The 11112-nt window shown below is 60.0% G+C and carries 10 protein-coding genes; 1 reads left to right on the plus strand and 9 read right to left on the minus strand.

Translation table 11 applies throughout. The annotated features are described in order from the left end of the window. Nucleotides 1-41: 41 nt before the first annotated feature. Together fghA and LCH64_RS13785 are read right to left on the minus strand one after the other, a co-directional pair. The gene (gene fghA, locus LCH64_RS13780; protein ID WP_226500533.1) at nt 42-887 is read right to left on the minus strand and encodes an S-formylglutathione hydrolase; all 846 of its coding nucleotides are present in this window, start codon (nt 885-887) and stop codon (nt 42-44) included. 65 nt (nt 888-952) lie between these two features. Continuing rightward, nucleotides 953-2065: an S-(hydroxymethyl)glutathione dehydrogenase/class III alcohol dehydrogenase gene (locus LCH64_RS13785; protein ID WP_003222162.1), complete on the minus strand. Its 1113-nt coding sequence runs from the start codon at nt 2063-2065 to the stop codon at nt 953-955. Between the two features lie 116 nt (nt 2066-2181). Between LCH64_RS13785 and LCH64_RS13790 the strand changes: the two genes are divergently transcribed. Beyond that, nucleotides 2182-3078: a LysR substrate-binding domain-containing protein gene (locus LCH64_RS13790; RefSeq protein ID WP_103486008.1), complete on the plus strand. Its 897-nt coding sequence runs from the start codon at nt 2182-2184 to the stop codon at nt 3076-3078. 143 nt (nt 3079-3221) lie between these two features. On the opposite strand, the gene ispD is transcribed toward LCH64_RS13790, so the two are convergent. From ispD to LCH64_RS13825, 7 genes are all read right to left on the minus strand, one after another. Further along, on the minus strand, nt 3222-3929 hold the full coding sequence (gene ispD, locus LCH64_RS13795; RefSeq protein WP_226500534.1) for a 2-C-methyl-D-erythritol 4-phosphate cytidylyltransferase: 708 nt from the start codon (nt 3927-3929) through the stop codon (nt 3222-3224). Then, on the minus strand, nt 3926-4204 hold the full coding sequence (gene ftsB / locus LCH64_RS13800; RefSeq protein ID WP_003222158.1) for a cell division protein FtsB: 279 nt from the start codon (nt 4202-4204) through the stop codon (nt 3926-3928). The genes ispD and ftsB overlap by 4 nt, the downstream gene beginning before the upstream one ends. 171 nt (nt 4205-4375) lie before the next feature. Next, nucleotides 4376-5665, minus strand: a complete 1290-nt coding sequence (gene eno, locus LCH64_RS13805; RefSeq protein WP_003222156.1) for a phosphopyruvate hydratase — start codon at nt 5663-5665, stop codon at nt 4376-4378. A 156-nt stretch (nt 5666-5821) separates the two neighbouring features. Then, on the minus strand, nt 5822-6667 hold the full coding sequence (gene kdsA / locus LCH64_RS13810; RefSeq protein WP_003222154.1) for a 3-deoxy-8-phosphooctulonate synthase: 846 nt from the start codon (nt 6665-6667) through the stop codon (nt 5822-5824). Between the two features lie 4 nt (nt 6668-6671). Continuing rightward, entirely contained in the window at nt 6672-8303 is a 1632-nt protein-coding gene (locus LCH64_RS13815; RefSeq protein ID WP_003222153.1) for a CTP synthase, read from the minus strand. A gap of 274 nt (nt 8304-8577) precedes the next feature. Continuing rightward, nucleotides 8578-9906, minus strand: a complete 1329-nt coding sequence (gene tilS / locus LCH64_RS13820; RefSeq protein ID WP_226500535.1) for a tRNA lysidine(34) synthetase TilS — start codon at nt 9904-9906, stop codon at nt 8578-8580. Between the two features lie 133 nt (nt 9907-10039). Further along, nucleotides 10040-10987, minus strand: coding sequence for an acetyl-CoA carboxylase carboxyltransferase subunit alpha (locus LCH64_RS13825; RefSeq protein WP_226500536.1), 948 nt, complete (start codon nt 10985-10987; stop codon nt 10040-10042). Between the last annotated feature and the right edge of the window lie 125 nt (nt 10988-11112).

Below are 11112 nucleotides of genomic sequence, written 5' to 3' on the forward strand. Positions count from 1 at the left end.
AAAAACGCCCCGATTTTTGTCAGGGCGTGATTCTACCTGCATTAGCCGCGCAGAGCGCGTGCGTGATGCTGCAAGTGGTCGTCTATGAAGCTTGAGATGAAGAAATAGCTGTGGTCGTAGCCCGGTTGGAGACGCAATGTCAGCGGATGTTCCGCTTGTTTTGCCGCTTGTTGCAGGGCTTCGGGCTTGAGCTGGTTTTCGAGGAAATCGTCGCGATCCCCCTGATCGACCAGTAACGGCAGTTTTTCGCTGGTTTCAGCAATCAGCGCGCAGGCATCCCATTCTTTCCACTTGGAGCGATCTTCACCCAGGTAACGGGAGAACGCCTTTTGCCCCCACGGACAATCCATTGGATTGTTGATCGGCGAAAACGCCGACACCGACTGGTAACGCCCCGGATTGCGCAGCGCACAAACCAGTGCACCGTGGCCGCCCATGGAATGGCCGCTGATGCTGCGTTTATCCGACGCCGGGAAATGCGCTTCAACCAGTGAAGGCAATTCCTGCACGACATAGTCATGCATCCGATAGTGCCGCGACCACGGTTCCTGCGTGGCATTCAGGTAGAACCCGGCTCCGAGGCCGAAATCCCAGGCGCCATCCGGATCACCCGGCACATCAGGGCCACGCGGACTGGTGTCCGGCGCGACGATGATCAGACCGAGTTCAGCGGCCATGCGCATCGCACCGGCCTTTTGCATGAAGTTCTCGTCGGTGCAGGTCAGGCCTGACAGCCAATACAGCACCGGCAGCTTGCCACCCTGCTCCGCTTGCGGCGGCAGATACACGGCAAACACCATGTCGCAGCCGAGCACGTCGGAACGGTGGCGATAGCGCTTGTGCCAGCCGCCGAAACTTTTCTGACAGGAGATGTTTTCCAGACTCATGTAAAGACTCCTACGCGGCCCCGGCTACAAACCTTCAAGGTCTGTAGCCGGGGCGTCGCGATTGATCAGAAATGAATGACGGTACGAATGCTCTTGCCTTCATGCATCAGGTCGAAGGCCTTGTTGATGTCTTCCAGACCCATGGTGTGGGTAATGAAAGTATCCAGCGGAATCTCGCCGCTCTGCGCCATGTCGACATAGCTTGGCAGCTCGGTACGGCCACGCACGCCACCGAACGCCGAACCACGCCAGACGCGACCGGTCACCAGTTGGAACGGACGGGTGGCGATTTCCTGGCCGGCACCGGCAACGCCAATGATCACCGACTCGCCCCAGCCCTTGTGGCAGCATTCCAGCGCGGCGCGCATCAGTTGCACGTTGCCGATGCATTCGAAGGAGAAGTCGACGCCGCCATCGGTCATGTCGACGATCACTTCCTGGATCGGACGATCGAAGTCTTTCGGGTTGACGCAATCGGTGGCGCCCAGCTGCTTGGCGATTTCGAACTTGGCCGGGTTGATGTCGATGGCGATGATCCGCGCAGCCTTGGCTTTCACTGCGCCAATGACTGCCGACAGACCGATGCCGCCGAGACCGAAGATCGCCACGGTGTCACCTGGCTTGACCTTGGCAGTGTTGATCACCGCGCCGATACCAGTGGTCACGCCACAACCGAGCAGGCAGACCTTTTCCAGCGGCGCATCCTTGGCGATTTTCGCCACGGAGATTTCCGGCAGCACGGTGTATTCCGAGAACGTCGATGTCCCCATGTAGTGGAAAATCGTTTGGCCCTTGTAGGAAAAGCGCGAAGTGCCGTCCGGCATCAGACCTTTGCCCTGAGTAGCGCGAATCGCCTGACACAGGTTGGTCTTGCCCGACTTGCAGAATTTGCACTGACCGCATTCCGGGGTGTACAGCGGAATCACGTGGTCGCCAACCGCAACAGACGTCACGCCCTCGCCGATGGCTTCAACGATCGCACCGCCTTCGTGGCCGAGGATCGACGGGAAGATGCCTTCCGGGTCAGCACCGGACAGGGTGTAGGCGTCGGTATGGCAAACCCCGGAAGCCACTACGCGCAGCAACACTTCACCGGCCTTGGGCATGGCCACATCGACTTCTACGATTTCCAGCGGCTTCTTGGCCTCGAAGGCAACGGCGGCGCGCGACTTGATCATTCTGACTCTCCAGTGAATCCATTGAATAAAAAACCAGATCGGCAGTGTAGTACAGCGCGATCTGATGAATAATCCGGACAAAAGCAAAACATTATTGCCATACAGGGATAATCCCGATGTCGGAAAACCGCTGGGAAGGCATCGACGAGTTCGTCGCCGTCGCCGAATGCAGCCAGTTCACCGCCGCAGCAGAACGCCTCGGGGTTTCGTCCTCGCACATCAGTCGACAAATCGTCCGACTGGAGGAGCGATTGCAGACGCGTCTGCTCTATCGCAGTACCCGTCGCGTGGCTCTGACCGAAGCTGGACAGACCTTTCTGCAGCATTGTCAGCGCCTGCAGGACGGTCGCGAAGAAGCTTTGCGCGCGGTCGGCGATCTGACCAGCGAACCCAAAGGCATGCTGCGCATGACTTGCGCCGTGGCGTATGGCGAACGGTTTATCGTGCCGCTGGTGACGCGGTTCATGGGGCATTACCCACAACTGCGGATCGATATCGAGCTGACCAACCGCCAGCTCGATCTGGTGCATGAAGGGCTGGATCTGGCGATTCGTCTGGGTCGGCTGCAGGATTCGCGGTTGGTCGCCACCCGCCTGGCGCCGCGTCGGATGTATCTGTGCGCGTCTCCGTCCTACGTTGAACGGTATGGCCGCCCACACAGTTTGTCGGAACTGAGCCGCCACAATTGCCTGATCGGCAGCTCGGATCTGTGGCAACTGGAACAGAACGGGCGGGAATTTTCCCAGCGCGTGCAGGGAAACTGGCGTTGCAACAGTGGGCAGGCGGTGCTGGATGCGGCGCTGCAAGGGGTCGGGCTGTGCCAGTTGCCGGACTATTACGTGCTCGAACATTTGCACAGTGGGGCGCTGATTTCTTTATTGGAGGCGCATCAGCCGCCGAATACGGCGGTGTGGGCGTTGTATCCGCAGCAGCGGCATTTGTCGCCGAAAGTGCGCAAGCTGGTGGATTTCTTGAAGGAAGGGCTGGCCGAGCGACCGGAGTATCGGAGCTGAGGGATGGGGTGTTTGTGCGGCCGCCTTCGCGAGCAAGCCCGCTCCCACAGGGGATCGGCGGTGCATGCAAATTCGGGGGCAGGCGCAAATCAAATGTGGGAGCGAGCCTGCTCGCGAAGGCAATCTGACAGGCGCCACAGCATTCAGCGGCGATTGACCCAACGCTGACGCAACCATTCCAGGTCTTCCGGCCGGGTGACCTTGAGGTTGTCCGCCCGCCCTTCGATCAGTCGTGGCGCCAGACCGGCCCACTCCATCGCCGAGGCTTCATCGGTGATAAGCGCATCGGCCACCAGGCTGTCGGCCAGCGCTCGATGCAACGCACCGAGGCGGAACATCTGCGGTGTATACGCCTGCCAGATCACGCTGCGATCAACGGTTTCGAGCACACGACCGTGCTTGTCGACCCGCTTTAGAGTGTCGCGTGCTGGCACGGCCAGTAAACCGCCAACGGCATCGTCCGCCAGTTCAACCAGCAACTTGTCGAGATCGTCACGACTCAGGTTAGGTCGAGCCGCATCGTGGACCAGTACCCAGTCATCGTCATCGGCACCCTGCGCATGCAAATGCAGCAAGGCATTGAGCACCGACCCGGAACGCTCGGAGCCGCCCTCGACACGCTGAATCCGCGAGTCGCTGGCGCAGGCGAGGTTCGGCCAATAGGGATCATCAACAGCAAGACTGACCACCAGACCTTTGAGGCTCGGGTGATCGAGGAAACAGCCGAGGCTGTGTTCAAGAATTGTGCGCCCGCCCAGTTGCAGGTATTGCTTGGGACGGTCCGCGGCCATTCGGGCACCGACGCCCGCGGCAGGAATCACGGCCCAGAAGGCCGGCAGAGAATCGATCATTGCGCGAGCTGGTAAAGGGTTTCACCGTCCTTGACCATGCCCAGCTCATGGCGAGCCCGCTCTTCAACGGTCTCCATGCCTTTTTTCAGCTCGCTGACTTCAGCGTCCATCACCCGGTTGCGCTCCAGCAGGGCTTCGTTCTCGGCGTGTTGATCAGCAATCTGCTGATTCAGCTCGGCGACCTGCGCCAGACTGCCATTGCCCACCCACAGGCGGTACTGCAGACCGGCCAGCAGCAAGAGCAAAACGAGAAACAACCAGTAAGGACTGCGCATCGAATATCAGGTATCCAGTGAAAAAAGACAGCCACGCGAAAACTTTGAAACGTCTGATAGCACGAAGCCTGGAAGATCCAGGCTTGTGCATATAAGGCATCAGATTAGTGGCAAATCCATCGCTGTCACGACTTTTCCGACACAATCCGGTGTCTTTTTAACATCTACTGCTTAACCGCGGAACTCGGAGCGACCGTTGTACTTGGCTTTGCCATTCAACTGCTCTTCGATACGCAGCAGTTGGTTGTACTTGGAAACGCGGTCGGAACGGCACAGCGAACCGGTCTTGATCTGGCCAGCCGAGGTGCCCACAGCCAGGTCGGCAATGGTCGAGTCTTCGGTTTCGCCCGAACGGTGCGAGATCACGGCGGTGTAACCGGCAGCCTTGGCCATCTGGATGGCTTCCAGGGTTTCGGTCAGGGTACCGATCTGGTTGAACTTGATCAGGATCGAGTTGGCGATCTTTTTATCGATGCCTTCTTTCAGGATCTTGGTGTTGGTCACGAACAGGTCGTCACCAACCAGCTGGGTTTTCTCGCCGATCTTGTCGGTGAGGATCTTCCAGCCAGCCCAGTCGGACTCGTCCAGACCGTCTTCGATCGAGATGATCGGATAACGTTCGGTCAGACCTTTCAGGTAGTCGGCGAAACCTTCAGCGGTGAACACCTGGCCTTCGCCGGACAGGTTGTACTTGCCGTCTTCGTAGAATTCGCTCGCCGCGCAGTCCAGCGCCAGGGTCACGTCGGTGCCCAGCTTGTAACCGGCGTTGGCCACGGCTTCGGAGATCACTTTCAGCGCGTCTTCGTTGGACGCCAGGTTCGGTGCGAAACCGCCTTCGTCGCCAACGGCGGTGCTCAGGCCACGGGCCTTCAGCACTGCTTTGAGGTGATGGAAAATCTCGGTGCCCATGCGCAGACCTTCCGAGAAGGTCTTGGCGCCAACCGGCTGCACCATGAATTCCTGGATGTCGACGTTGTTATCGGCGTGCTCGCCACCGTTGATGATGTTCATCATCGGCACCGGCATCGAGTAAACACCCGGGGTACCGTTCAGGTTGGCGATGTGTGCGTACAGCGGCAGATCCTGGTCCTGTGCAGCCGCCTTGGCCGCAGCCAGGGACACCGCGAGGATGGCGTTGGCGCCCAGGGTTGCCTTGTTTTCGGTACCGTCGAGCTTGATCATCGCGTGGTCGAGGGCTTTCTGGTCGCTTGGGTCAGTGCCCAGCAGCAGATCGCGGATCGGACCGTTGATGTTGGCTACCGCCTTGAGCACGCCCTTGCCCAGGTAACGGCTCTTGTCGCCATCACGCAGCTCGAGCGCTTCACGCGAGCCAGTGGATGCACCGGACGGCGCGCAAGCGCTGCCGATGATGCCGTTGTCGAGAAGCACGTCCGCTTCCACGGTGGGATTGCCACGGGAGTCGAGAACTTCACGACCTTTGATGTCGACGATTTTTGCCATTGTTGTAAACACTCCAAAGTTGACGAAAACGACGCAGCTAGAGGAAATCTTTTTACCGTCGGCAAGTGGTGTGCAGCGGGCAGCTTGCAGACGACAACGCACATGCCCGAGGGCATGTGCGACAAATCGTGCGGTACTTTACCGGAGAAATGAGGTTTACGCGGTTTCTACCGTCGGAAAACTCTTCACCAGTTCGTCCAAGGCTTTGAGCTGGGCCAGAAATGGCTCCAGTTTGTCCAGACGCAAGGCGCAAGGGCCGTCGCATTTGGCGTTGTCCGGATCCGGATGCGCTTCGAGGAACAGACCAGCCAGCGCCTGGCTCATGCCGGCCTTGGCCAGATCCAGAACCTGCGCACGGCGACCGCCGGCGGAGTCGGCACGACCACCAGGCATTTGCAGCGCGTGGGTCACGTCGAAGAACACCGGGTATTCGAACTGCTTCATGATGCCGAAGCCGAGCATGTCGACCACGAGGTTGTTGTAGCCGAAGCTCGAACCACGCTCGCAGAGGATCAATTGATCGTTACCCGCTTCCACGCACTTGTTCAGGATGTGTTTCATCTCCTGAGGCGCGAGGAACTGGGCTTTCTTGATGTTGATCACAGCGTTGGTCTTGGCCATCGCCACGACCAGATCGGTCTGGCGCGACAGGAAGGCCGGCAGCTGGATGATGTCGCAGACTTCAGCGACGACCGCGGCCTGATCAGGCTCGTGGACGTCGGTGATGATCGGCACGCCGAAGGCTTGCTTGATGTCCTGGAAGATGCGCATGCCCTCTTCCAGGCCAGGACCGCGATACGAGGTCACAGAAGATCGGTTGGCCTTGTCGAAGCTGGCCTTGAACACATAAGGGATACCGAGTTTCTCGGTGACCTTCACGTACTCTTCGCAAACCTGCATGGCCATGTCACGGCTTTCCAGCACGTTCATGCCGCCGAACAGCACCATGGGCTTGTCGTTGGCGATCTCGATGTTGCCAACGCGGATGATCTTCTGTGCCATCGGGTTACGCCTTCTTCTGGTGTTGAGCCAACGCAGCTTTCACGAAACCGCTGAACAGCGGGTGACCGTCACGTGGCGTCGAGGTGAACTCCGGGTGGAACTGGCAAGCGACGAACCATGGATGATCCGGTGCTTCGACCACTTCAACCAGCGCGGCATCAGCGGAGCGACCGGAGATTTTCAGGCCGGCTTCGATGATTTGTGGCAGCAGGTTGTTGTTCACTTCGTAACGGTGACGGTGACGTTCAACGATCACGTCCTTGCCATAGCAATCGTGCACCTTGGAGCCGGCTTCGAGCAGGCATTCCTGAGCGCCGAGGCGCATGGTGCCGCCCAGATCGGACGCTTCGGTACGCACTTCAACGGCGCCGGTGGCGTCTTCCCACTCGGTGATCAGGCCCACAACCGGATGGCCGCTGGCGCGATCGAACTCGGTGGAGTTGGCGTCTTTCCAGCCCAGCACGTTACGGGCGAACTCGATGACCGCCACTTGCATGCCCAGGCAGATACCCAGGTATGGAACCTTGTTTTCACGAGCGTACTGAACGGCAGTGATCTTGCCTTCCACGCCGCGCAGACCGAAGCCGCCCGGAACGAGGATCGCGTCGACACCTTCGAGCAGCGCAGTGCCCTGGTTCTCGATGTCTTCGGAATCGATGTAACGCAGGTTGACCTTGGTACGGTTGGTGATGCCGGCGTGACTCATCGCTTCGATCAGCGACTTGTAGGCGTCCAGCAGTTCCATGTACTTGCCGACCATCGCGATGGTGACTTCGTGCTCTGGGTTGAGCTTGGCATCGACGACCTTTTCCCACTCGGACAGGTCGGCGCCATTGCATTGCAGGCCGAAACGCTCGACGACGAAATCGTCCAGACCCTGAGCGTGCAGCACGGCCGGGATCTTGTAGATGGTGTCGACGTCTTCCAGGGAGATCACCGCACGCTCTTCAACGTTGGTGAACAGCGCGATCTTGCGACGCGACGACACATCCACCGGATGGTCGGAGCGGCAGATCAGCACGTCTGGCTGCAGGCCGATCGAACGCAGTTCCTTAACGGAGTGCTGGGTTGGCTTGGTTTTGGTCTCGCCCGCGGTGGCGATGTACGGAACCAGCGTCAGGTGCATCAGCATCGCGCGCTTGGAACCGACTTCCACACGCAGTTGACGGATGGCTTCGAGGAACGGTTGCGATTCGATGTCGCCAACGGTACCGCCGATTTCCACCAGGGCCACGTCGGCATCGCCGGCACCCTTGATGATGCGACGCTTGATTTCGTCGGTGATGTGCGGAATCACCTGGATGGTTGCACCCAGGTAGTCACCACGGCGCTCTTTGCGCAGCACGTGCTCGTAGACACGACCGGTGGTGAAGTTGTTGTTCTGGGTCATGGTCGTGCGGATGAACCGCTCGTAGTGGCCCAGGTCCAGGTCGGTCTCGGCGCCGTCGTGGGTGACGAACACTTCACCGTGCTGGAACGGGCTCATGGTGCCCGGGTCGACGTTGATGTACGGATCCAGCTTAAGCATGGTGACCTTAAGCCCCCGCGCCTCCAGGATGGCCGCCAATGAAGCCGAGGCAATGCCTTTCCCCAATGAAGAAACAACACCGCCCGTGACGAATATGTAGCGCGTCATGAAAAACCCTAGAAGTCTGCGTTAAAGCGGTACGAGCCGCCGGGGAAAGCGAAGGAAGGCCGAAGCCCCCGATCACCTGCATTAATCACAGTGCACCTTTCAAAAAAACCGCCGCGTTGGGACAGACCGGCAGATGAAACACCGGTACGTTGCTCGCTACACATTTTTTGGAATCGCCCAGCAAAGACTGCTTGGTAATCGGCAACTCCTGCAATTCAGGCGAATCCACAGAAGTTGTATCAAGAAGGGAGCGTAGTCTACCGGAATGCCCCTTTCATCTCAAACCTTGATCTTCGTCTGTTGGCTGCCAATGCAATTTCCAGCCGTCCGGCCCCTGCCCGTCAAGGCCCGGCAGGTTCGCCACGGCGAGCAATTCTGCGCCGCGAAACAGGAGCGGCAATCTGCCACGGACGAAGCCCGGTACCGCGCGCTCATTGAGCAGGCGCTTGAGATCGCGGTGGCCACGCCCCGCCAGATGCATCAGCTCGCCGCCCTGCCGATAGCCAATCCGCAACGGCCCGTCGGGAGTCTGCCCGCTGAACATGACACGCCCGTTATTCGGCAGACGTAGCGCTGTCGACGGGTCATGCCATTCACCGCTGACCGCTGGCGCGCGCAGCCAGTCGCCGCTCAGCCACCATAGCCGGCCGGCGCTGCGCTGCAGTTCGCCATCGGCCAGACGCCAGACCGGCGATGCATCGCTGGCAGCGCCGCAGAGGCTGTCCCAACCCGACCAATGGTCAGAGTCCGGCAGTCGGGTCAGGGGCTCGAGCCAATGGCTGAGCGCATTGCGTTGACGAGCGGCAGATAAACGCGCCAGCGGCGCCAGTTCCAGCGACGGCAGGCCCAGCCATGCAAACTCACTCGGCGTGGCGGCTTGTGCCAGATCGAGCTGCGCCAACTCATCGAGCAAACCTTGCGCCTCGCGCAGATGCGCCGCACTTCGCGCCATGCTCGCCTGCGCCTGCGGCCAGCGCGCGGTGAGCAACGGCAACACCTGATGGCGCAGATAGTTGCGCGAGAACTGCCGATCTTCGTTCGACGGATCTTCGATCCAGCGCAGCTGGTGCGCGCGGGCGTAAGCCTCAAGCTCGGTGCGCGTCACGTCGAGTAATGGGCGCAGCAGCGTGCCCTGCCCCAACGGTCGCTGCACCGGCATCGCCGACAGTCCGCGCACGCCTGCGCCGCGCATCAGGCGAAACAGCAAAGTCTCCGCCTGATCATCCCGATGCTGACCGGTCAGCAACAAATCCCCAGCCTCGGTCAGCGAGGTGAACGCCGCATACCGCGCCTCCCGCGCTGCTCGCTCCAGGCTGGCGCCGGGTTGCACCGTCACCCGCACCACTTGCAACGGGACGTCCAGTGCGTCGCAGACCGACTGACAATGCTCCGGCCACGCATCGGCCGCAGCCTGGAGGCCGTGGTGGATATGGATGGCGCTGAGCGCCGGCAGGGAGTGGTGTTGAGCGAGATGGGCCAGCAGATGCAGGAGGACGGTGGAATCCAGACCGCCGGAGAAAGCCACGCGCCAAGCCTTGGCGTTGCGCCAAGCTGCAAGATTGCGCAGAAGCCGGGAAGGCAGATCACTCACGGACTGACCCATATCTTTCTCTTGGCCCAAATCAAATGTGGGAGCGGGCTTGCTCGCGAAGGCGTTTCAACATTCAACACATCTGCCGAATGTTATACCGCTTTCGCGAGCAAGCCCGCTCCCACATTGGGTATTGCGAGATCTGTCAGAGACCGTAGCTCATCAGACGATCGTAACGACGCTTGAGCAGCGCTTCGTTGTCGAACTTCTTCAGCATCGCCAGTTGCGAGCTCAGCTCGGCACGGATCGATGCAGCGGCAGCGGCCGGATCACGGTGGGCGCCGCCCAGTGGCTCGGCGATCACCTTGTCGACGATGCCCAGGCCTTTCAGGCGCTCGGCGGTGATGCCCATCGCTTCAGCGGCATCCGGTGCTTTTTCGGCGGTTTTCCACAGAATCGAAGCGCAACCTTCCGGCGAGATCACCGCGTAGGTCGAGTATTGCAGCATGTTCAGCTGATCGCAGACACCGATCGCCAGCGCACCGCCGGAACCACCTTCACCGATAACGGTGGCGATGATCGGGGTCTTCAGGCGCGACATCACGCGCAGGTTCCAGGCAATCGCTTCGCTCTGGTTACGCTCCTCAGCGTCAATGCCTGGATAAGCACCCGGGGTGTCGATGAAGGTCAGGATCGGCATCTTGAAACGCTCGGCCATTTCCATCAGACGGCAGGCCTTGCGGTAGCCTTCCGGACGCGGCATGCCGAAGTTGCGGCGTACCTTCTCGCGCACTTCACGGCCCTTCTGGTGACCGATGATCATCACCGGCTGGTCTTCCAGACGTGCCACGCCACCCACAATGGCGGCGTCGTCGGAGAAGTGACGGTCACCGTGCAGTTCGTCGAACTCGGTGAAGATGTGCTCGATGTAGTCGAGGGTGTACGGGCGTTTCGGGTGACGCGCCAGGCGTGCGATCTGCCAGCTGGTCAGCTTGCCGAAGATGTCTTCGGTCAGCGTCTTGCTCTTGTCCTGCAGGCGGGAGATCTCATCGCCGATATTCAGCGAATTGTCATTACCGACCAAGCGCAACTCTTCGATCTTGGCTTGCAGGTCGGCGATCGGCTGTTCGAAATCTAGAAAATTCGGGTTCATAGGCGTCCGTCTTGGGTCGTGTCCCAAATGAGCTTGGGCCGGCCGGTTGTCTATTCGCGCCTACCTTAAGGGAGAGGCGCGCTGAGGTCGAGATTAAAAATTCAGGTTGTGGGCAAGCGCAATGA

The sequence above is a fragment of the Pseudomonas sp. MWU16-30322 genome, assembly GCF_020515535.1.
Classification (GTDB): Bacteria; Pseudomonadota; Gammaproteobacteria; order Pseudomonadales; family Pseudomonadaceae; genus Aquipseudomonas; species Aquipseudomonas fluorescens_H.

What these genes read in the sequence shown, in the direction of transcription:
- LCH64_RS13785 (WP_003222162.1), bottom strand. Translation starts at nt 2,065, where the DNA reads ATGATCAAGTCGCGCGCCGCCGTTGCCTTCGAGGCCAAGAAGCCGCTG.
- kdsA (WP_003222154.1), bottom strand. Translation starts at nt 6,667, where the DNA reads ATGGCACAGAAGATCATCCGCGTTGGCAACATCGAGATCGCCAACGAC.
- LCH64_RS13825 (WP_226500536.1), bottom strand. Translation starts at nt 10,987, where the DNA reads ATGAACCCGAATTTTCTAGATTTCGAACAGCCGATCGCCGACCTGCAA.
- LCH64_RS13815 (WP_003222153.1), bottom strand. Translation starts at nt 8,303, where the DNA reads ATGACGCGCTACATATTCGTCACGGGCGGTGTTGTTTCTTCATTGGGG.
- fghA (WP_226500533.1), bottom strand. Translation starts at nt 887, where the DNA reads ATGAGTCTGGAAAACATCTCCTGTCAGAAAAGTTTCGGCGGCTGGCAC.
- ftsB (WP_003222158.1), bottom strand. Translation starts at nt 4,204, where the DNA reads ATGCGCAGTCCTTACTGGTTGTTTCTCGTTTTGCTCTTGCTGCTGGCC.
- LCH64_RS13790 (WP_103486008.1), top strand. Translation starts at nt 2,182, where the DNA reads ATGTCGGAAAACCGCTGGGAAGGCATCGACGAGTTCGTCGCCGTCGCC.
- ispD (WP_226500534.1), bottom strand. Translation starts at nt 3,929, where the DNA reads ATGATCGATTCTCTGCCGGCCTTCTGGGCCGTGATTCCTGCCGCGGGC.
- eno (WP_003222156.1), bottom strand. Translation starts at nt 5,665, where the DNA reads ATGGCAAAAATCGTCGACATCAAAGGTCGTGAAGTTCTCGACTCCCGT.
- tilS (WP_226500535.1), bottom strand. Translation starts at nt 9,906, where the DNA reads ATGGGTCAGTCCGTGAGTGATCTGCCTTCCCGGCTTCTGCGCAATCTT.